This window comes from Pseudomonas sp. T1.Ur (genome assembly GCF_023516725.1).
GTDB lineage: Bacteria > Pseudomonadota > Gammaproteobacteria > Pseudomonadales > Pseudomonadaceae > Aquipseudomonas > Aquipseudomonas alvandae.
Genome location: NZ_JAMGSN010000001.1, coordinates 1,143,362 through 1,164,358 on the forward strand (window position 1 = coordinate 1,143,362; position 20,997 = coordinate 1,164,358).

Sequence of the window (20,997 nt, forward strand, 5' to 3'; positions counted from 1 at the left end):
CGCGAGCAAGCTCGCTCCCACAGTTAGTGCGGTGCAGACCAAAAGATTTAGTGACCACCAGATCAGAGCGAGATTGGATGTGAGCAAGAGAGCCTATAACTTCTGTGCCGGCCCGGCGGCGCTTCCTGAAGCGGTCCTGAAGCGTGCCCAGGGTGAACTTCTCGACTGGCACGGCAAGGGCCTGTCCGTCATGGAAATGAGTCATCGCAGCGATGAGTTCGTGTCCATCGCCACCAAGGCCGAGCAGGACCTGCGTGATCTGCTGAACATCCCGTCCAACTATAAAGTGCTGTTCCTGCAGGGCGGCGCCAGCCAGCAGTTCGCCCAGATCCCGCTGAACCTGCTGCCGGAAAACGGCAAGGCCGACTACATCGACACCGGCATCTGGTCGCAGAAAGCCATCGAAGAGGCGTCGCGCTACGGTCACGTCAACGTGGCGGCTACCGCCAAGCCCTACGACTACTTCGCGATTCCCGGCCAGAACGAGTGGAACCTGTCCAAGGACGCTGCCTACGTTCACTACGCGCCGAACGAAACCATCGGTGGCCTGGAATTCAATTGGATCCCGGAAACCGGTGACGTGCCGCTGGTGGCCGACATGTCCTCGGACATTCTTTCGCGCCCGGTGGACATTTCCCGTTTCGGCATGATCTACGCCGGCGCCCAGAAGAATATCGGCCCGAGCGGCATCCTGGTCGCGATCATTCGCGAAGACCTGCTCGGTCGTGCCCGTTCCCTGTGCCCGACCATGCTCAACTACAAGGTCGCGGCCGACAACGGCTCGATGTACAACACCCCGCCGACCCTGGCCTGGTACCTGTCGGGCCTGGTCTTCGAGTGGCTGAAAGAGCAGGGCGGTGTCGAAGCCATCGGCAAGCTCAACGAAGTGAAGCAGCGCACGCTGTATGACTTCATCGACGCCAGCGGCCTCTACAGCAACCCGATCAACAAGTCCGACCGCTCGTGGATGAACGTCCCGTTCCGCCTGGCCGACGATCGTCTCGACAAGCCGTTCCTGGCCGGCGCCGACGAGCGCGGCCTGCTGAACCTCAAGGGCCACCGTTCGGTCGGTGGCATGCGCGCCTCCATCTACAACGCCGTGGACATCAACGCCGTCAATGCGCTGGTTGCCTACATGGCAGAGTTCGAGAAGGAACACGGCTGATGTCTGAGCAAGAACTCAAGGCGCTGCGCCTGCGCATCGACGCCCTGGACGAAAAGGTCCTGGAGCTGATCAGCGAGCGCGCCCGCTGCGCCCAGGAAGTCGCCCGGGTGAAAATGGCCTCCCTGGCCGAAGGCGAAGTGCCGGTGTTCTATCGTCCCGAGCGTGAAGCCCAGGTGCTCAAGCGTGTCATGGAGCGCAACAAGGGGCCGCTGGGCAACGAAGAGATGGCGCGCTTGTTTCGCGAAATCATGTCCTCGTGCCTGGCCCTCGAACAACCGCTGAAAGTCGCCTACCTAGGGCCGGAAGGCACCTTCACCCAGGCAGCGGCCATGAAGCACTTCGGTCATGCCGTGATCAGCAAGCCGATGGCAGCCATCGACGAAGTGTTCCGTGAAGTAGCCGCCGGCGCGGTGAACTTCGGCGTGGTGCCGGTGGAGAACTCCACCGAAGGCGCGGTCAACCACACGCTGGACAGCTTCCTCGAGCACGACATGGTGATCTGCGGCGAAGTCGAGCTGCGCATCCACCACCACCTGCTGGTGGGCGAGAACACCAAGACCGATAGCATCAGCCGGATCTATTCCCACGCCCAGTCGTTGGCGCAGTGCCGCAAGTGGCTGGACGCCCATTACCCGAACGTCGAGCGCGTGGCGGTCTCGAGCAACGCCGAGGCGGCCAAGCGGGTCAAGGGCGAGTGGAACTCGGCGGCCATCGCCGGTGACATGGCGGCGGGCCTCTACGGCTTGACGCGCCTGGCCGAAAAAATCGAGGACCGTCCGGACAACTCCACGCGGTTCCTGATGATCGGCAGCCAGGAAGTACCGCCAACCGGCGACGACAAGACGTCGATCATCGTCTCCATGAGCAACAAGCCCGGCGCGCTTCATGAGCTGTTGGTGCCGTTCCACGACAACGGTATCGATCTGACACGTATCGAGACCCGTCCGTCGCGCAGCGGTAAATGGACCTACGTGTTCTTCATCGATTTCGTCGGCCACCACCGCGATCCGCTGGTAAAAGGTGTGCTGGAGAAAATCAGTCAGGAAGCAGTGGCACTCAAGGTGCTGGGTTCCTACCCCAAGGCAGTTCTTTAAGGGCGGATAGCTAATGAGTGGCAACTTCCTCGCACTGGCCCAGCCAGGCGTGCAACAACTCTCGCCTTACGTTCCAGGCAAGCCTGTGGACGAACTGGCCCGCGAGCTGGATCTGGATCCGGCCAGCATCGTCAAGTTGGCGAGCAACGAAAACCCGCTGGGCGCGAGCCCCAAGGCGCTCGCGGCGATCCGTGACGAGCTGGCAGAGCTGACCCGTTACCCCGATGGCAATGGCTTTGCGCTGAAAAGCCTGCTGGCCGAGCGCTGCGGTGTCGAGCTGAACCAGGTGACCCTGGGCAACGGTTCCAACGACATTCTCGAACTGGTTGCCCGTGCGTATCTGGCGCCGGGCCTCAATGCCGTGTTCAGCGAGCACGCGTTCGCGGTCTACCCGATCGCCACCCAGGCCGTCGGGGCCAATGCTCATGTGGTTCCCGCCAAGGATTGGGGGCACGACCTGCCGGCCATGCTGGCCGCCATCGACGCCAACACCCGCGTGGTCTTCATCGCCAACCCGAACAACCCGACAGGCACCTGGTTCGACGCCCAGGCCCTGGACGATTTCCTGCAAGACGTGCCCGAGCACGTGCTGGTGGTATTGGACGAGGCCTACATCGAGTACGCCGAAGGCAGCGATTTGCCGGACGGCCTGGATTTCCTCGCGGCCTACCCGAACCTGCTGGTGTCGCGCACCTTCTCCAAGGCCTATGGCCTGGCGTCGCTGCGGGTCGGCTATGGACTGTCCACCGCCGTGGTGGCCGATGTGCTGAACCGCGTGCGCCAACCGTTCAACGTCAACAGCTTCGCCCTGGCTGCCGCTTGCGCTGCATTGCAGGATGAAGCCTACCTGGCTGAAAGCCGTCGCTTGAACGAAGCCGGCATGCAGCAGTTGGAAGAAGGCTTGCGTGAGTTGGGCCTGGGCTGGATTCCTTCCAAGGGCAATTTCATTTGTGTCGACGTAGGTCGCGTCGCGGCGCCGGTCTATCAGGGATTGTTGCGTGAAGGCGTGATCGTGCGTCCGGTAGCGAATTACGGCATGCCGAACCACCTGCGCGTCACCGTCGGCCTGCCGGCGGAAAACAGCCGTTTCCTCGACGCGTTGAGCAAGGTCCTGGCTCGTGGTTGATGTCACCTCGCTGCAACCTGCGGCACCTATGATCGGTCGCCTGGTGGTGGTCGGCCTCGGGTTGATTGGCGGTTCGTTTGCGAAGGGCCTGCGCGAAAGCGGGCTGTGCCGTGAAGTCGTCGGCGTCGACCTTGATCCGCAATCGCGCAAGCTTGCTGTAGAGCTGGGCGTGGTGGACCGCTGTGAAGACGACTTGCTGCTCGCTTGCCAGGGAGCGGATGTTATCCAGCTGGCGGTGCCGATCCTGGCCATGGAGAAACTGCTGGCCCGATTGGCTGGCATGGAGCTCGGGCAAGCGATTCTCACTGATGTGGGTAGCGCCAAGGGCAACGTGGTACGGGCGGCGACCGAGGCGTTTGGCGGCATGCCAGCGCGTTTCGTGCCCGGTCACCCGATCGCCGGCTCCGAGGAGAGCGGGGTGGAGGCATCCAACGCCGAGCTGTTCCGTCGCCATAAAGTCATTCTGACGCCGGTGGACCAGACGGATCCGGCGGCGCTGGCGGTGGTGGACCGCCTGTGGCGCGAGCTGGGTGCCGATGTCGAGCACATGCAAGTCGAGCGACACGACGAAGTATTGGCCGCCACCAGCCATTTGCCGCACCTGCTGGCGTTCGGTCTGGTGGATTCATTGGCCAAACGCAATGAAAATCTTGAGATCTTCCGTTACGCTGCCGGCGGTTTCCGCGATTTCACGAGAATCGCGGGGAGCGACCCGGTCATGTGGCACGACATCTTCCTCGCCAACCGCGAAGCTGTCCTGCGCACACTCGATACATTTCGCAGCGACCTCGACGCCTTGCGCGACGCGGTCGATGCAGGGGACGGGCACCAATTGCTGGGCGTTTTCACACGCGCCAGGGTGGCCCGCGAGCATTTCAGTAAAATCCTGGCCCGTCGGGCCTATGTGGACGCTATGAACTCCAACGATCTGATTTTCCTGGCACAACCTGGTGGCTCCCTCAGTGGGCGGATTCGTGTACCGGGCGATAAATCGATTTCCCACCGCTCGATCATGCTCGGCTCATTGGCCGAAGGCGTGACCGAGGTGGAAGGTTTCCTCGAGGGCGAAGATGCCCTGGCGACGCTGCAAGCGTTTCGCGACATGGGTGTGGTCATCGAAGGCCCGCACCACGGCCGCGTGACCATCCACGGTGTCGGCCTGCACGGCCTCAAGCCTGCGCCGGGCCCGATCTACCTGGGCAACTCCGGTACCTCGATGCGCCTGCTGTCCGGCCTGTTGGCCGCACAAGACTTCGACAGCACCCTGACCGGTGATGCCTCGCTGTCCAAGCGTCCGATGAACCGTGTCGCCAACCCGTTGCGGGAAATGGGCGCGGTGATCGAGACCGCGGCTGAAGGTCGCCCGCCGATGACCATTCGTGGTGGCAACAAGCTCAAGGGCCTGACCTACACCATGCCGATGGCCAGCGCCCAGGTGAAATCCTGCCTGCTGTTGGCGGGGCTCTACGCCGAAGGCAAGACCACCGTCACCGAGCCCGCCCCGACCCGCGACCACACCGAACGCATGTTGCGTGGCTTCGGCTATCCGGTCACCGTTGATGGCGCCACGGCGTCCGTTGAATCCGGCAACAAACTGACGGCGACCCACATCGAAGTGCCAGGCGATATCTCATCGTCGGCGTTCTTCCTGGTGGCGGCGTCGATCGCCGAAGGCTCCGACCTGGTGCTCGAGCATGTCGGCATCAACCCGACCCGTACCGGCGTGATCGACATCCTGCGCCTGATGGGCGCCGACATCACTTTGGAGAACCAGCGTGAAGTGGGCGGCGAGCCGGTTGCGGACTTGCGCGTGCGAGCGGCTAAACTCAAGGGTATCGAGATTCCGGAAGCGCTGGTTCCCCTGGCGATCGACGAGTTCCCGGTGCTGTTCGTCGCGGCTGCATGCGCAGAAGGCCGCACCGTGCTGACCGGCGCCGAAGAGCTGCGGGTCAAGGAATCGGATCGTATCCAGGTGATGGCGGACGGCCTGCTGGCGCTTGGCGTCAAATGTGAACCGACACCGGACGGCATCATCATCGACGGCGGCCAGATCGGTGGCGGCGAAGTCCATGGGCACGGCGATCACCGTATCGCCATGGCGTTCAGCGTTGCGTCCCTGCGCGCCAGCGCGCCGATCCGCATCCATGATTGCGCCAACGTCGCCACGTCGTTCCCGAATTTCCTGGCGCTGTGCGCGCAGGTTGGTATTCGAGTAGCACAAGAGGCACAGTCGTGAACATCAAGGCACCGGTCATCACCATTGATGGCCCAAGCGGATCGGGCAAGGGCACCATCGCCGGCATGCTGGCCAAGCAACTGGGCTGGAATCTGCTCGATTCCGGTGCCCTGTATCGCTTGCTGGCTTTCGCCGCGGCCAACCATGGCGTCGACTTGACCAACGAAGAACTGCTCAAGGCCCTGGCCGCGCATCTGGACGTACAGTTCATCGCCGCCACCGATGGCCAGTTGCAGCGGATCATCCTGGAAGGTGACGAAGTCAGCGACGTCATCCGCACCGAAAGCGTCGGCGCCGGGGCTTCCCAGGTCGCCGCGCTGCCGGCGGTGCGCGAGGCATTGCTCCAGCGTCAACGGGCATTCCAGGAACCGCCGGGGCTGGTGGCGGATGGCCGGGACATGGGCACGGTGGTGTTCACCGATGCGCCATTGAAGATTTTCCTCACCGCCAGCGCGGAGGAGCGGGCTCGTCGCCGATATTTGCAGTTGAAGGGCAAAGGCGAGGATGTTAGTCTGTCGAGTCTGCTAGATGAGATCCGTGCACGCGACGAGCGTGATACCCAGCGCGCAGTGGCCCCGCTAAAGCCGGCGGCCGATGCGATACAGCTGGACTCCACGGAGTTGTCCATCGACCAGGTGTTGCAACGCATCATGAGCGAGATCGCGCTTCGCGATATCGCCGGGTGACCAGGAAGCTCCGCAGGGGACCAGTCATAGTCCTGCGGCGCTTCTTATATATGAAACTAACCCACATCGTCTGGGGTGTGGAGATGGGCGTTTACTTCGCCCTAATCAACAGGAATTAAAATGAGCGAAAGCTTTGCGGAACTCTTTGAAGAAAGCTTGAAAACCCTGAACCTTCAGGCAGGCTCCATCATCACCGGCGTTATCGTTGATATCGATTACCAGGCTCGCTGGGTAACCGTTCACGCTGGTCTGAAGTCTGAAGCGCTGATCCCGCTTGAGCAGTTCTACAACGACGCTGGCGAACTGAACATCAACGTTGGTGACGAAGTTCACGTGGCGTTGGATTCGGTTGAAGATGGCTTCGGTGAAACCAAGCTGTCCCGTGAAAAAGCCAAGCGTGCTGAATGCTGGATCGTTCTGGAAGCGGCCTTCGCAGCTGAGGAAGTGGTCAAGGGCGTTATCAACGGTAAGGTTAAAGGCGGCTTCACTGTCGACGTTAACGGCATCCGTGCGTTCCTGCCAGGTTCCCTGGTTGACGTCCGTCCAGTGCGCGACACCACGCACCTGGAAGGCAAAGAGCTGGAATTCAAGGTCATCAAGCTGGACCAGAAGCGCAACAACGTTGTCGTTTCCCGTCGCAGTGTCCTGGAAGCCGAGAACTCCGCCGAGCGTGAAGCTCTGCTGGAATCGCTGCAGGAAGGCCAGCAGGTCAAGGGTATCGTCAAGAACCTCACCGATTACGGCGCATTCGTCGATCTGGGTGGCGTCGATGGCCTGCTGCACATCACCGACATGGCCTGGAAGCGTATTAAGCATCCTTCGGAAATCGTCAACGTTGGCGACGAGATCGATGTCAAGGTTCTGAAGTACGATCGCGAGCGCAATCGTGTTTCCCTGGGCCTCAAGCAACTGGGTGAAGATCCATGGGTCGCTATCAAAGCCCGTTACCCAGAAGGCACCCGCGTCACCGCTCGTGTTACCAACCTCACCGACTACGGCTGCTTCGCTGAGCTGGAAGAAGGCGTTGAAGGCCTGGTACACGTTTCCGAAATGGACTGGACCAACAAGAACATCCACCCTTCGAAAGTCGTACAAGTCGGCGACGAAGTGGAAGTCATGGTCCTGGACATCGACGAAGAGCGTCGTCGTATCTCCCTCGGCATCAAGCAGTGCAAGTCCAACCCATGGGAAGACTTCTCTGGCCAGTTCAACAAGGGTGATAAAATCTCCGGCACCATCAAGTCGATCACCGATTTCGGTATCTTCATTGGTCTGGACGGCGGCATCGACGGCCTGGTTCACCTGTCCGACATCTCCTGGAACGAAGTGGGCGAAGAAGCCGTACGCCGCTTCAAGAAGGGCGACGAGCTGGACACCGTTATCCTGTCGGTTGACCCAGAGCGCGAGCGCATCTCCCTGGGTATCAAGCAACTGGAAAGCGATCCGTTCTCCGAGTACGTTCAAGAGAACGACAAAGGCGCAATCGTTAAGGGCATCGTGAAAGAAGTTGACGCCAAAGGCGCCATCATCACCCTGGCCGACGATATCGAAGCGACTCTGAAAGCCTCCGAAATCAGCCGTGACCGCGTTGAAGACGCGCGCAACGTTCTGAAAGAAGGCGAAGAAGTAGAAGCCAAGATCATCAGCGTTGACCGCAAGAGCCGCGTAATCCAGCTCTCCATCAAGTCGAAAGACGATGCTGAAGAGAAAGAAGCAATCCAGAGCCTGCGCGACAAGCCAGCCACTGACATTGCTGCTGGTCCTACCACTCTGGGCGACCTGCTGCGTGCACAGATGGAAAAGCAGAACTAAGTTCTGTCAGACCATAGAAAAAGGGCGACTTCGGTCGCCCTTTTTTGTGCCTGCGATTTCTCATGTTATCCGGATCGAGCAAGGAGTGGTCATGATCATTCGGGCGCGGCGAAACCAACCGCTTCATCAGGCTGTCTCTTTTATGACACATGAATACAAACATCCTGAGGCTGTGTTTTGCCTCATATCGAAAGGATCTGAATGAACAAACTCTTTTTGGTAGTCATTGTGCTGGCGTTGGCGGGGTGCGCGACGAGCGCCAAGACCCACGCGGTACGTGGTGTAAGCGGCATCGAGATCGACTGCTCGGGGTTGGGTTCCGGCTGGGAGAAGTGCTACAAGCGCGCCGCCAGGGAGTGCAAGGATCAAGGTTACAAGATAATAACCCGATCAGATGATGCCAAGGACCAGGATCAATATCCTTTCGGCTTCAATCCGGCGGGTTACTTGACGAGAACGATGCTGGTCATGTGTCGCTAGTTGAAGGTTCCTGCCCGTTTGCACCGAAAAGGGGCGATCAACAGGCGTGGCAGATATGTCAATAGTTGGGCTGTTCAAATTCCTCCGGGCATGCTAAAACCTTTGAAGCGATTTTCCTAGCTGCTTGAAAAAGAAGGGAAAAACATGACGAAGTCGGAGTTGATCGAACGGATTGTCACCCATCAAGGGCTGCTCTCGTCCAAGGATGTGGAGCTGGCCATCAAGACCATGCTCGAACAAATGTCCCAATGCCTGGCCACTGGAGATCGTATCGAAATCCGTGGGTTCGGCAGCTTCTCCCTGCATTACCGCGCCCCGCGGGTGGGTCGCAACCCAAAAACCGGCCAATCGGTCAGCCTCGATGGAAAATTTGTACCTCACTTCAAGCCGGGCAAGGAACTGCGAGACCGGGTGAATGAGGATGAGGATGACGACGTCTGAAACTGCCCAAAAAAAGAGGTCTCCATGCGGAACTTTAGGCGCCTGGCGCTTGTCGTACTTGCGGTGCTCGTGGCTTCGGCTATCGTACTGTTCGTGCTTGAAAACAATCAACCTGTCGCATTGTTGTTCCTCGGATGGTCGGCACCGCAACTTCCTGTTTCGGTTTTTGTCTTGCTGGCGCTCCTCTCTGGGATGATCATTGGTCCCCTATTGGCGTGGTTCGCCGGGAGAGAACGGCGGCTGAAATAATGGATATGTGAGCCCAGTAGTCTCGGAGTACGGAGTAAGGATCACTGCCGCAATTTTCTGACTTTGGGTATGTTGCATTTGTTTAATTTCTATAAAAATATCGTCGTGTCCGCCGGGGACTTGCCCGTCTTACCTTTTAATGCGTCCAGTGTGTCCGCAAGCGTAAAGCTAAAAAAAGGAAGCGAGGCTATCCATGCAAGATAATCGTATTGCAGTGCGCGACGAAGATGAAATCGACCTGATCGCCCTTGTACGTGGGCTTTGGGCTCAAAAGTGGTTGATCATCGCGATAACTCTTTTGGTGACTGCTGGCGCGGCCGCATACGCGTTCCTCAGCAAACCTGTCTATGAAGCAAAGCTTTTTATTATGCCGCCGACTCAGAACGGGATCGCTGAGTTGAACTATGGGCGTGGGAAAAGTACCGAGCTGGAAACCTATTCCATCAAGCATGTTTACGATGTGTTTGCTCGTAACCTGCAAGGTGAGTCTCTTCGTCAGAACTTTTTCAATCAAGTTTATCTTCCTTCGCTGGATGAATCGCAGCGAAAGGGCGCTCTCGATCGTCTGTATGAACGGTTCTCGCGGGAGCTGGTGGTAAAGGGGCCGGGCAAGGACACGCCCGACCGTTTCTCCGTAACCGTTCAAAACGGCGATCCGGTGAAGGCGACTGAATGGGCCAAGGCCTATGTGGCGCGCGCCAGCGAGGCTGCGGAGGCGGAGTTGATCAAGAACGTGACGACTGAAGCTTCGGTGAGGGCGCGGAATCTTGAGCAGCGTATTGTCAGCTTGCGGGAGACTGCGCAGCGGATACGGGAGGACAGGATTCAGCAATTGCGGGAAGCGTTGAAGATTGCCGAGACGATTGGGCTGACCTCGCCGACAATCAACTCTTCTGCTGCTGTGGATATTACTGTTGATACTGGTAACAAGATGGATTACCAACGTGGTAGTAAGGCGTTGGCGGCTGAAATTCAGACGTTGGAGTCCAGGTCTTCGGATGATGCGTTTATATCTGATTTGCGGACGTTGCAAATGCGGTATAACTTTTATCGTAAGTTGAATATCGATCCTGAGCTCATTTCGGTTTATCGGCAGGATGGCAGTGTTGAGGTGCCGGAGAGTCCGGTTAAGCCGAGGAAGGGTTTGATTGTGATATTGGGCTTCGTTGCGGGTCTGATGATTGGCGGTTTTTTTGCTTTGGTCAGATATGTTGTAATTCGTGATAAAAGTGTCCAGCTTTAACGTGGCTGCGGTACATTTTTATTTCTAAATCCCAGGGGCTATCTCATGTGTATTAACCTGTTTGGTGTTTTGCCTGACAGGTTTTTTAATGTTTGGGAGTTTGATGTTGATTTTCGCTAGCGCGCAGCTAGTTGATAGCCGAAGGGAGGGCGAAGGTTGGATATTCGATGCTAACGTGCAGGTGGTGTGTTTAGTGGCGTCTTGATGGCGTTGTTGGGAGCTTAGGCTGTGTTATAAGGGTGGTTTGTTGCAAAAGATGTGTAAGCATTCATGTTGCGCTTCTATTTGGCATGGCCGACAATTATGCCCTTGCCCCGAATAATAATCTGACGAGCGTATGGGTTTGGGACCGTGAGCGACTAAGCAATCCGTGTTCTGAAGGTCAAGCTAGGCCAGGTTCTCGGCGGTTGCCCCGTATATTTAACTGATTGAGCTTAATGTCCAATAATCACTTCTTGCAACTGTCCAACGTAGCGATTCGCGGCTTGACGTTAGCCAGCAAATTCTTACTTATCTTTTTTCTCGCCCGATTTCTCGAGCCGGCTGAGCTGGGTATCTATGGCTTGCTGACGGCAACGGTGGGATATTCCTTATATCTCTTGGGTTTCGATTTCTATACCTACAGTACCCGTGAGCTGCTCAAGCGAGGTCGCGAGGAATGGGGTGGGGTGATCAAAGCCCAAGCCGCTTTGACCGTGCTCCTCTACGCGATTTTCCTGCCACTGTTGAGTTTGATCTTTGTTGAAGATCTGTTGCCGATGAGCGTTATCGGTTGGTTTTTTGCGCTGCTGATACTCGAGCATCTTACTCAGGAGCTAGGTCGTTTGTTGGTTGCGGTGTCGGATCAGCTCTATGCCAGTCTCATGCTGTTTTTTCGCTCAGGAGTCTGGGCGGTCCTGGTTACTGGGCTGATGTTTGTCATGCCTGAGGCCCGAGACCTTAACGTCGTATTTGGGGCTTGGGCAGTGGGTGGGGGGATAGCTCTGCTTCTAGGTATTTGCAGAATCAAGCGTATGGGGCTCGACGGATGGCGACAGGAGGTAGATTGGGCTTGGATCATTAAAGGGCTGAAGATAGCCTTTGCGCTCCTGGTTGCGACGTTAGCGATTCGAGGCCTCTTCACGCTGGATCGATACTGGTTTCAAGCATTGGCGGGTATGGAGGTGTTGGGCGCTTATGTCCTGTTTACGGGCATCAGCATGGCGCTAATTTCGTTCCTTGATGCTGGTGTATTTGCGTTTATTTACCCTGATTTGATCAGTTCGTACCAGCGGTCCGATGGCGACGGGTTTCGCCGGCTCTTTCGCAAGCTACTCCTTCAGACTGCGGCCCTTTCAGGGCTGTTTGCGATGGTTGGATTGCTGGCGATAGGTCACCTGTTGGATTGGCTTGGTAAGCCGCTCTATGCTGAACAGCAAGGCTTATTCGTCTGGATCCTGCTGGCTACGGTATTATATGCGCTAGGCATGGTTCCGCATTATGGTTTGTACGCCCAAGGGCGTGACAGGCCTATCATCCACAGCCACATTGCCAGTTTGCTAATATTCGTTCTGGCTACCTGGATTTTCGCGCAGTACTGGCCGCAGCTGGCTGTGCCGCTGGGGTTGTGCATCAGTTTCTTTTTCATCCTGTGTTGGAAGGCTTGGAGTTTCCATCGCCTGACTCCGGCGCCTTATCGTTTATTTCAATCCTGACTTCGGGCAGGAAGCAACCAAGGGACGCGTCAATGTTCACCAATAAGACCATTCTCATTACCGGTGGTACCGGCTCGTTTGGTAACACATTCGTGCCGATGACCCTGGCCAAGTACAACCCGAAGAAGATCATCATTTTCTCCCGGGATGAAATGAAGCAGTGGGACATGGCGAAGAAATTCGAAGGCGATTCGCGTGTTCGTTTCTTTATTGGCGATGTTCGCGACAAAGAGCGGCTTTATCGTGCCCTTGATGGCGTTGACTACGTCGTGCATGCAGCTGCTACCAAGATCGTACCGACTGCGGAATACAACCCTTTCGAGTGCATCAAAACCAATATCAACGGCGCCATGAACCTGATCGACGCCTGTATCGATAAGGGCATCAAGCGTGTTGTCGCGTTGTCCACCGACAAGGCCAGTAGCCCGATCAACCTGTACGGTGCTACCAAGTTGGCGTCCGATAAATTATTCGTTGCCGGTAATTCATATGCAGGCGGCCACGAAACTCGCATGGCCGTCGTGCGTTATGGCAACGTCATGGGCTCGCGCGGCTCGGTCATCCCCTTTTTCATGTCCATCAAGGACAAGGGCGAGCTACCGATTACCGATGAGCGCATGACTCGCTTCATGATCTCGCTGGAGGAAGGGGTCGAGTTGGTTTGGCACGCTTTCGAGGATATGGAAGGCGGCGAAATCTACGTAAAAAAAATCCCTTCGATGAAGGTGACGGACCTCGCCCGCGTGGTCGCGCCGGACGCCAAGCAAAAGATCGTCGGTATCCGCCCGGGGGAAAAGCTGCACGAGCAGATGATCAGCGCCGAGGACTCCTATTACACCTACGAATATCCCGAGCATTTCAAGATCCTGCCGGTCATCAACGAGTGGGCGACCTGCCCGAAACGTATCAAGGACGGCAAGAAAGTCGCGGAAGGGTTCGTCTACGCCAGTGATAACAATACCGAGTGGATGAGCGACGAGGATCTACGCAACTGGATCACTGCCAACGAAGCGAAGATCGGGAGTATCTGATCCATGATTCCATACGGTCGCCAGGACATAACCCAAGCCGATATCGACGCGGTTGTCGGTGTACTGCAATCTGATTTCCTCACCCAGGGGCCAATGGTGCCTCGTTTTGAGCAACAGGTTGCTGCCCATGTGGGTGCTAGTCATGCGCTAGCAGTGAATAGCGCTACATCGGCGCTGCATATCGCATGCCTCGCCTTGGGGCTGGGTCCTGGTGATCGTTTATGGACGAGTCCCGTTACGTTCGTCGCTTCTGCGAATTGTGGTTTGTATTGCGGTGCCCAGGTTGATTTCGTTGATATCGATCCTCGAACCTACAACCTTTGCCCCCAAGCGCTGGAGCGCAAGCTGGTAAAGGCTGAGCGAGAGGGTACGCTGCCTAAGGTGGTCGTGCCGGTACACCTCTGTGGCCAGCCCTGCGACATGCAGGCAATCCATAGGCTCGCCAAGCGCTATGGCTTCATGGTGATTGAAGATGCCTCTCATGCCATCGGTGGAAAATACCAAGGCGAGTTCATCGGAAGCGGCAAATATAGCGACATCACTGTATTCAGCTTTCATCCGGTAAAAATCATCACTACCGCGGAAGGCGGGATGGCGTTGACCAATGATGCCGAACTGGCGAACAAGATGGCGCTTTTGCGCAGCCATGGGGTTACTCGCGATCCGCAGCAAATGACTCACGAGTCCGACGGCCCTTGGTACTACCAGCAGATCGATCTGGGTTTCAATTACCGAATGACCGAACTGCAGGCAGCCTTGGGCGTCAGCCAGATGGAGCGTCTGGATCAATACATTGCTCGGCGTCACCAATTGGCGGCGCGTTATAACGATCTGCTCGCGGCGTTGCCCGTAACTGTCCCATGGCAACATCCCGACAGTTATTCAGGCCTGCACCTATACGTGATTCGGCTACAGCTGGACAAGATCAGCAAGAGCCACCGTCAAGTGTTCGAATCCCTGAGGGAGCAGGGGATTGGGGTGAACCTGCATTACATTCCTGTCCATACGCAGCCGTACTACGCACAGATGGGGTTCAAGCCGGAAGATTTCCCGGTAGCCCAGGATTACTATCGCGAAGCTATCAGCATTCCGATGTTCCAGACCATGAGTGATGAACAGCAAGACCAAGTGGTAGCTGCCATTAATCAGGCGGTAAACGCATGAAACTTGCCGTCATTCCTGCCCGGGGTGGCAGCAAGCGAATCCCGCGAAAAAACATCAAGATGTTTTGCGGCAAGCCAATGATCGCTTGGTCAATCGAGGCGGCGCTCGACAGTGGCTGTTTTGATAAGGTCATTGTGTCTACGGATGACGAAGAGATTGCCGGTGTTGCGCGTGATTGCGGAGCCAGCGTTCCATTCATGCGTCCAGCTGAGTTGGCTGACGACTACACCGGAACGATACCGGTTATTCAGCAAGCAATTGAACGTCTCAGGGCTGATGGGTTTGAAGCCCAGCAGGTTTGCTGCCTTTATGCGACAGCCCCGTTTGTCAGTCCTGAAGATTTGCAGCGAGGGCTGGCGACTCTTGAACGAACGGGCAGCCAATACGCATTTTCAGTCACCAGCTATGCATTCCCCATTCAGCGAGCGATTCGCCTGACTGAAAACGGACGCGTGGAGATGTTTCACGCCGAGCACTTCAACACTCGCTCACAAGATCTGGAAGAAAGCTATCACGACGCCGGGCAGTTTTATTGGGGGCTGGCAAGTGCATGGTTGGCTGGGCATGTGATTTTCAGCCCAGAGTCCAGCGCCGTGGTGCTGCCGCGCCACCGCGTGCAAGACATCGATACCCTTGAAGATTGGGTTCGTGCTGAATGGATGTATAAAGCCTTTCAAGCGGAAAGCGCCAAAGCATGAAAGGCATGAAGGTCGTATTCAGAGCCGATGCCTCGCTGCAGATTGGCAGTGGGCATGTAATGCGTTGCTTGACCCTGGCTGAAGCCCTACGTGCAGAAGGCGCTACATGCTATTTCATTTGTAGGGAGCACTCAGGGAATCTGCTTGATTTCATTCGGAGTAAGCATTTCGAAGCGTTTAGTCTGGACGCGACGGAGGCCGCTGACCCTGATGCCTCCCTAGCTTCGCAGGAAAGCCAATTGGCTCACTCCGCTTGGCTCGGAGCGCCCCAATCCCAAGATGCCAGCGAGTGCGCTGCTCTGTTAGGCAACTTAATGCCCGACTGGTTGGTGGTGGATCACTACGCTTTGGATGCCCGGTGGGAAACCGCCCTGAAAAAATACTACAACGATCTTTTGGTAATAGATGACCTTGCGGATCGTCCGCATGTTTGCAAAATACTTCTCGATCAAAACCACGGACGTACGGAACGAGACTACATAGAGCTGGTGCCTGATAGCTGCCAGATATTGGCTGGTGCACGATTTGCCCTATTGCGCCCGGAGTTTGCCCAGCTGCGTAAGCGAAGCCTTGAAAGACGAAACGCCCCAGTGCTCCAGCATCTGCTGATTACGATGGGCGGCGTTGACCAGGCAAATGCCACGGGACTTATATTGCAAGCCCTACGAGTCTGCCCTCTGCCTGACGATTGCCGGATAAGTGTAGTCATGGGGCTTAAGGCTCCTTGTCTGGCATCGGTAAGCGAAATCGCGGCGACCATGCCTTGGCCTACCGAAGTGTTGGTTAACGTGACTGATATGGCCGAACGCATGACGTCGGCAGACCTAATCATCGGTGCCGCCGGCAGTACCTCTTGGGAGCGCTGTTGTTTGGGGGTACCGACAATCATGGTGGTGTTGGCGAATAATCAGAAGCCTGGGGCAGAGGCGCTTTTGCGTTCCGGCTGTGTCGTACTCATTGGGCAACCACACGATATTCCCGAACGCTTACCGGCTGCCATATTCGATTTAGCACAAGGCAGTTCCTTGTCGGAGCTAAGCCGGCAGGCAAAGAACGTCTGCGACGGTTTAGGTGTTGAGCGGCTGCTCGGGAGCATGAGTAATGGATAACGTGCAGCGGGCGTCATCTATCCGGAAGATGAGGGCAGACGATTTGGACGTTGTACTTGCCTGGAGGAATCATCCGGATATACGTCGTTTCATGTATACCCGGCATGAGATCAAGCTTGAAGAGCACCATGCCTGGTTCAAGCGTGCCTCCGTTGATTCGAGCAAGCATTTGTTGATTTTTCAAATAGACGGCGCAGCCCAAGGCTTCGTGAATATAACCGAGCTCGGCGTACCTGGAGTCGCTGACTGGGGGTTCTACATCGCGCCTGAAGCAGAGAAGGGCACAGGCCGAGAATTGGGAAAAGCAGCGCTGGATTACGCGTTTAAAATTCTCCATCTGCATAAGATCTGCGGACAAGCGCTTGTCTATAATGAACGCTCAATCAAATTTCATCTTGGTATGGGTTTTCAGCAAGAAGGTGTTCTTCGTGATCAACATTACGACGGCGAAAACTATCATTCAGTTATTTGCTTTGGATTATTGAGCGCCGAATGGCAGCCAGAAGAGAGTCAATCGTATGCGAAATCCTAGTATCAATATAGCCGGCAGAAAAATTGGCGCAGACGAGCCCCCGTATATTATTGCAGAGCTGTCCGCCAATCATAATGGCAATTTTGAGACTGCAAAGCGGATTATGGAAGAGGCCAAGAATGCGGGCGCCGACGCGATCAAGCTGCAGACATATACCGCTGACACTATTACGTTAGATTGCGATTCGGCCGACTTCCAGATTCGTGGTGGGTTGTGGGATGGGCGGACATTGTATGAGCTTTATAAAGAAGCCCACATGCCCTGGGAATGGCATGCTCCGCTTTTTGACTATGCAAAAAAGCTCGACATCACTATTTTCAGCTCGCCTTTCGACTCGACGGCAGTTGATCTTCTCGAAAGTCTGAACGCACCTGCTTATAAAATTGCTTCGTTCGAAGCGATTGACCTACCGCTAATAAAATATGTGGCCAGTACGGGCAAGCCGATGATCATCTCTACTGGGATGGCAGACGCAGACGAGATAGCCGAGGCTATTGAGGCTGCGCGAGAGGGTGGCTGCAAGGAGCTGGCTGTCCTTCATTGTGTTAGTGGTTATCCAGCTCCGGCAGAAGATTATAATCTACGTACTATTCCGGATATGATCCATCGCCATGGTTTGGTGACCGGATTATCTGACCATACATTAGATAACACAACGGCGCTTACCAGCGTTGCACTCGGGGCGTCGATTATCGAGAAGCACTTTACCCTTGATCGCAGCGGTGGCGGCCCTGATGATAGTTTTTCACTTGAGCCTGCGGAGCTTGTAGCGCTCTGCCGGGATAGTAAAACTGCATGGGCGGCTTTAGGTAATATTAATTACGGGCGCAAATCCAGTGAGCAAGGGAACGTGCAATTTCGGCGATCTCTATACTTCGTGAGGAAAATGAGGGCTGGGGAGATTATCACGGCGGATTCGGTTAGAAGTGTGAGGCCGGGATTTGGTTTGCCTCCAAAACGGTTAAGTAGTGTTGTTGGTAGTGTTTTAACGCGCGATGTCGAAAAGTACTCTCCCGTCAAGGCGGATGACTTCTATGTTAAATAAAAAAAATATAAGGGCAGTTATCGGTTCTTTGCCGCTTTCGCTTCAATTTTGTGCCATGCGCGTAATATTTTTTTTCGAATCTATCCTGCAGTGGGTACGAGTATCTAAACTCAAGCGTATGGGGATGCAAGAGTTTTCAATTCCCGTTAATGCGTACGATGAATCACTTGAATGTCACATCCTTGCCTCTGGTTGGAGCTTGAATCATTCATACGAGTCTATAGATCGAAAAAAATCTTTTGTTATTGGTTTTAACTTTTCTTTTCTGAAATGCGGCAATCCAGATCTCCATTTTATTGAGAATGCATCTGTAAAAAACGTTATTTTTTTTATGAATACATTTCAAATATTTTTCGGACTGAAAAAATTTAAGGTGCTAGAGGGATCTAGAGTAGTATTTAAAAATATCTCTGAGCTGAAAAATTCAATAGGGCTTATTGGTATGCTGTACTCAAAGAAAGCGTACTTCATTAAAGATAGGCATTATAGGATATTTGGCGGTGGGGCTGTAAAGCCTGTTGTTCAGCAGATGTGCGCAGAAACAGAAGTACTACCCCAAGCAGTGTCGAGCGTCGTCGGCTTGGCTATTTTGGCTAAGACAATGGGATTTAAGAAGATCGTCATACATGGCCTGGATTTTAAGGGGGCACATTTTTATGGTGCTGATGCTTCAGATATTATTTTTAACGAGGCGCATGTCCCACAGGTCTCAACGGATGCTGAAAGTTTCGAACTTCATAAAACAGCGCTAGGCGAAAACGGAGTGGGAGTGATATCGGTAATGCAAGAGTTAAAAAACGAGTTTAATAAACTTGGCGTGAATATTTTGGCGGCCAGCGAGTTATCTCCTTCCGCCAAAATTTTAGGCTGGGATGAGCCGAAATGTCAGCATATCCCGTAAGGGTGGCTTAAATGTACGCTGTCCTACGCAATAGCGCTTCCTTTTTCGCATGCATGTATGTGCTGTTTTCTGCGCTTGCTTTTTACTACGGCTCGATTAGTTTTCGTACAGCTGCGGTGGTGGTCGGATTTCTGGTTTTTATGACTATGCTTGCTGTTTCTGCTGCTAAACGGGGGCTGTCCTTTTACGCGCTAATACTTTTGCCTTTTTGTTTTTTTGTTATTGCATTGTTTAATTACGAATGGTCGGAATATAGAAGTATTTTTACGGTTTTTGTTTTTGTTTCAGCGCTTGGTGTCGCTTGGTTTGCGTTAGAATTTAGAAAGACAGTAATATTATTTGAGTTTCCCTTCATCCTTTTTTTGGCTTTCACTCTTTGGCTTGTTTTGGTAGAGGGTTATGGTTCGGCTGAGTTTAATAAAATTCTTATAGGGTCGAGTCGTAATGTTTATTCTGGGATATTGTTGGCGCTCGCGAGTGGGTATATTTTTTCTAAAGAGTACACTGGAAAAAAAATATCTGTAACGTTGTTTTTTTTGGTTTTCTTAGTAAGTTTTCCTTTATACAGTCGAAACGGAATGTTTGTTTCGTTTTTGTTATTTTTATGCGTGTTATACCGTAGAAGTCCGCTACTGGCTGGAGGAGGGGGCTTAGTGGCTGTTGCAATGCTTATTGTTGGTTGGGACGATATCTATGAATTTGTTCAGGTGAGAACTAACTTATCGGCGGGGCTTGAAAGTGACAGGTATTATATTGCCCAAGATTATTTTGCTCATGTAGATTTGGTGGGTTTTTTCTCCGGTGTAGATCTCACGGCCGTACCGATGGTCGAAGCTTTTGGCGGGAATCCGCATAGCGCCTTTCTGAGGCTGCATTCTTTTTTTGGGTTTTCTTTTTTTTTGCTGTTGGTTGTTGCTACCCTTTCTTTTTGTGCGTTGCTGCTTGAGCGAAAATTTTTGTTAGTGGTTGTCTTCTCGCTGTACCTGTTTAGAGCAGCTTTTGATATATTTTATTTGTTTAATCTAATGGATTACCTTTTGTTCCCGTTGTTTTTTTATTGGTATTTTAGGCGATTCTTTCCCAGGTTCAGAGATGCTAAGCTTAATCTTTCGCGAATTCAGGCGTTGTCGCCTAGAGATGCTAAAACTTAAGAGGTTGGAGAGATAAATGATGAAAAGGGCTTTGATTACCGGGATTACGGGCCAAGATGGCTCCTATTTGGCCGAATTGTTGTTGGAGAAGGGGTATGAGGTGCATGGCATTAAACGTCGCGCCTCGTCGTTCAATACTCAGCGTGTAGACCATATCTACCAGGATCCTCACGTTGATAACCGTAATTTTGTTCTTCATTACGGTGATCTGAGCGATTCATCGAACCTTACAAGAATCATCCAAGAAGTTCAGCCGGATGAAGTTTACAATCTTGGAGCCCAGTCTCATGTGGCTGTTAGTTTTGAGTCGCCTGAATACACCGCTGATGTTGACGCGATGGGTACACTCCGGATTTTGGAGGCTATCCGTCTACTAGGCCTGGAGAAAAAAACTCGTTTCTATCAAGCGTCGACATCCGAATTGTACGGTTTGGTTCAGGAGACGCCCCAAAAGGAAACAACACCTTTTTATCCGCGTTCTCCATACGCGGTGGCCAAGCTCTACGCGTACTGGATAACCGTTAACTATCGTGAGGCGTACGGGATGTACGCGTGCAACGGTATCCTGTTCAATCATGAATCTCCACGCCGTGGCGAAACCTTTGTTACGCGTAAAATCACCCGCGCGCTGGCAAATATCTCGCAAGGCTTGGAGCAATGTCTGTTCTTAGGCAATATGGATGCTTTGCGAGATTGGGGGCATGCGAAGGACTATGTCCGCATGCAATGGATGATGCTGCAACAAGAGCACCCTCAAGATTATGTAATTGCTACAGGTGTCCAATATTCTGTACGAGATTTTGTGCGCTGGTCAGCCGCTGAGCTTGGCGTCACGTTGCGCTTTGAAGGTGAAGGTGTGGAGGAGCGAGCGATAGTTGAACGTGTAGATGGAAATCTAGCCCCTGCGCTGAAGACTGGAGACGTGATCGTCCGTGTAGATCCGCGCTACTTCCGGCCTACCGAGGTCGAAACTTTGTTGGGTGATCCTAGTAAAGCTAAGAAAGACCTTGGTTGGGTACCTGAAATCACAGTGCAGGAAATGTGCGCAGAGATGGTCCGTGAGGACCTTAAGGCGGCCCAGCGTCATGCCTTGCTCAAGCAACACGGCCATGATGTCCCGGTCGCTTTGGAGAACTAATG

The 20,997-nt window shown here is 54.3% G+C and carries 20 protein-coding genes; all 20 read left to right on the forward strand.

Translation table 11 applies throughout. The features are described 5' to 3' along the window. Window positions 1–79: 79 nt before the first annotated feature. A complete protein-coding gene (gene serC / locus M8Q45_RS05330) occupies window positions 80–1,165 on the forward strand; it encodes a 3-phosphoserine/phosphohydroxythreonine transaminase (RefSeq protein ID WP_249873841.1) in 1,086 nt (361 codons plus the stop codon). Continuing rightward, complete coding sequence (pheA, locus tag M8Q45_RS05335) at window positions 1,165–2,259, forward strand: prephenate dehydratase (RefSeq protein WP_003199233.1); 1,095 nt, start codon at window positions 1,165–1,167, stop codon at window positions 2,257–2,259. The genes serC and pheA overlap by 1 nt, the downstream gene beginning before the upstream one ends. 13 nt (window positions 2,260–2,272) lie before the next feature. Beyond that, window positions 2,273–3,385, forward strand: a complete 1,113-nt coding sequence (gene hisC, locus M8Q45_RS05340) for a histidinol-phosphate transaminase (RefSeq protein WP_249873842.1) — start codon at window positions 2,273–2,275, stop codon at window positions 3,383–3,385. A gap of 28 nt (window positions 3,386–3,413) precedes the next feature. Then, window positions 3,414–5,621 carry a bifunctional prephenate dehydrogenase/3-phosphoshikimate 1-carboxyvinyltransferase gene (locus tag M8Q45_RS05345; RefSeq protein ID WP_249877268.1) on the forward strand — a complete coding sequence of 736 codons (2,208 nt, stop codon included), beginning with the start codon at window positions 3,414–3,416 and terminating at the stop codon, window positions 5,619–5,621. Continuing rightward, window positions 5,618–6,307 carry a (d)CMP kinase gene (gene cmk, locus M8Q45_RS05350; RefSeq protein WP_030141014.1) on the forward strand — a complete coding sequence of 230 codons (690 nt, stop codon included), beginning with the start codon at window positions 5,618–5,620 and terminating at the stop codon, window positions 6,305–6,307. The genes M8Q45_RS05345 and cmk overlap by 4 nt, the downstream gene beginning before the upstream one ends. Window positions 6,308–6,427: 120 nt before the next feature. Next, window positions 6,428–8,119, forward strand: coding sequence for a 30S ribosomal protein S1 (gene rpsA / locus M8Q45_RS05355; protein ID WP_030141013.1), 1,692 nt, complete (start codon window positions 6,428–6,430; stop codon window positions 8,117–8,119). A gap of 201 nt (window positions 8,120–8,320) precedes the next feature. Then, window positions 8,321–8,599 carry a hypothetical protein gene (locus M8Q45_RS05360; RefSeq protein ID WP_249873843.1) on the forward strand — a complete coding sequence of 93 codons (279 nt, stop codon included), beginning with the start codon at window positions 8,321–8,323 and terminating at the stop codon, window positions 8,597–8,599. Between the two features lie 144 nt (window positions 8,600–8,743). Then, complete coding sequence (gene ihfB / locus M8Q45_RS05365) at window positions 8,744–9,040, forward strand: integration host factor subunit beta (protein WP_030141011.1); 297 nt, start codon at window positions 8,744–8,746, stop codon at window positions 9,038–9,040. 24 nt (window positions 9,041–9,064) lie between these two features. Continuing rightward, window positions 9,065–9,289 carry a LapA family protein gene (locus M8Q45_RS05370; RefSeq protein ID WP_249873844.1) on the forward strand — a complete coding sequence of 75 codons (225 nt, stop codon included), beginning with the start codon at window positions 9,065–9,067 and terminating at the stop codon, window positions 9,287–9,289. Between the two features lie 193 nt (window positions 9,290–9,482). Beyond that, entirely contained in the window at window positions 9,483–10,532 is a 1,050-nt protein-coding gene (locus M8Q45_RS05375; protein ID WP_249873845.1) for an LPS O-antigen chain length determinant protein WzzB, read from the forward strand. Between the two features lie 437 nt (window positions 10,533–10,969). Beyond that, window positions 10,970–12,226, forward strand: a complete 1,257-nt coding sequence (locus tag M8Q45_RS05380; RefSeq protein WP_249873846.1) for a lipopolysaccharide biosynthesis protein — start codon at window positions 10,970–10,972, stop codon at window positions 12,224–12,226. Window positions 12,227–12,258: 32 nt separating this feature from the next. After that, on the forward strand, window positions 12,259–13,257 hold the full coding sequence (gene pseB, locus M8Q45_RS05385; protein ID WP_249873847.1) for a UDP-N-acetylglucosamine 4,6-dehydratase (inverting): 999 nt from the start codon (window positions 12,259–12,261) through the stop codon (window positions 13,255–13,257). 3 nt (window positions 13,258–13,260) lie between these two features. Then, window positions 13,261–14,421 carry a UDP-4-amino-4,6-dideoxy-N-acetyl-beta-L-altrosamine transaminase gene (gene pseC / locus M8Q45_RS05390; protein WP_249873848.1) on the forward strand — a complete coding sequence of 387 codons (1,161 nt, stop codon included), beginning with the start codon at window positions 13,261–13,263 and terminating at the stop codon, window positions 14,419–14,421. Continuing rightward, complete coding sequence (gene pseF, locus M8Q45_RS05395; protein ID WP_249873849.1) at window positions 14,418–15,119, forward strand: pseudaminic acid cytidylyltransferase; 702 nt, start codon at window positions 14,418–14,420, stop codon at window positions 15,117–15,119. Before pseC ends, pseF begins: the two co-directional genes overlap by 4 nt. Then, window positions 15,116–16,228, forward strand: coding sequence for a UDP-2,4-diacetamido-2,4,6-trideoxy-beta-L-altropyranose hydrolase (gene pseG, locus M8Q45_RS05400; protein WP_349654617.1), 1,113 nt, complete (start codon window positions 15,116–15,118; stop codon window positions 16,226–16,228). Before pseF ends, pseG begins: the two co-directional genes overlap by 4 nt. Further along, a complete protein-coding gene (gene pseH, locus M8Q45_RS05405; RefSeq protein ID WP_249873850.1) occupies window positions 16,221–16,760 on the forward strand; it encodes a UDP-4-amino-4,6-dideoxy-N-acetyl-beta-L-altrosamine N-acetyltransferase in 540 nt (179 codons plus the stop codon). Before pseG ends, pseH begins: the two co-directional genes overlap by 8 nt. Continuing rightward, the gene (pseI, locus tag M8Q45_RS05410) at window positions 16,747–17,805 is read left to right on the forward strand and encodes a pseudaminic acid synthase (RefSeq protein ID WP_249873851.1); all 1,059 of its coding nucleotides are present in this window, start codon (window positions 16,747–16,749) and stop codon (window positions 17,803–17,805) included. Before pseH ends, pseI begins: the two co-directional genes overlap by 14 nt. Continuing rightward, window positions 17,795–18,706: a hypothetical protein gene (locus M8Q45_RS05415; RefSeq protein ID WP_249873852.1), complete on the forward strand. Its 912-nt coding sequence runs from the start codon at window positions 17,795–17,797 to the stop codon at window positions 18,704–18,706. The genes pseI and M8Q45_RS05415 overlap by 11 nt, the downstream gene beginning before the upstream one ends. Window positions 18,707–18,717: 11 nt before the next feature. Continuing rightward, window positions 18,718–19,857 (forward strand): hypothetical protein, encoded by a 1,140-nt coding sequence (locus M8Q45_RS05420; protein WP_249873853.1) that lies wholly within the window; start codon window positions 18,718–18,720, stop codon window positions 19,855–19,857. A 16-nt stretch (window positions 19,858–19,873) separates the two neighbouring features. After that, window positions 19,874–20,995, forward strand: coding sequence for a GDP-mannose 4,6-dehydratase (gene gmd / locus M8Q45_RS05425; RefSeq protein WP_249873854.1), 1,122 nt, complete (start codon window positions 19,874–19,876; stop codon window positions 20,993–20,995). The last annotated feature ends 2 nt before the right edge of the window (window positions 20,996–20,997 follow it).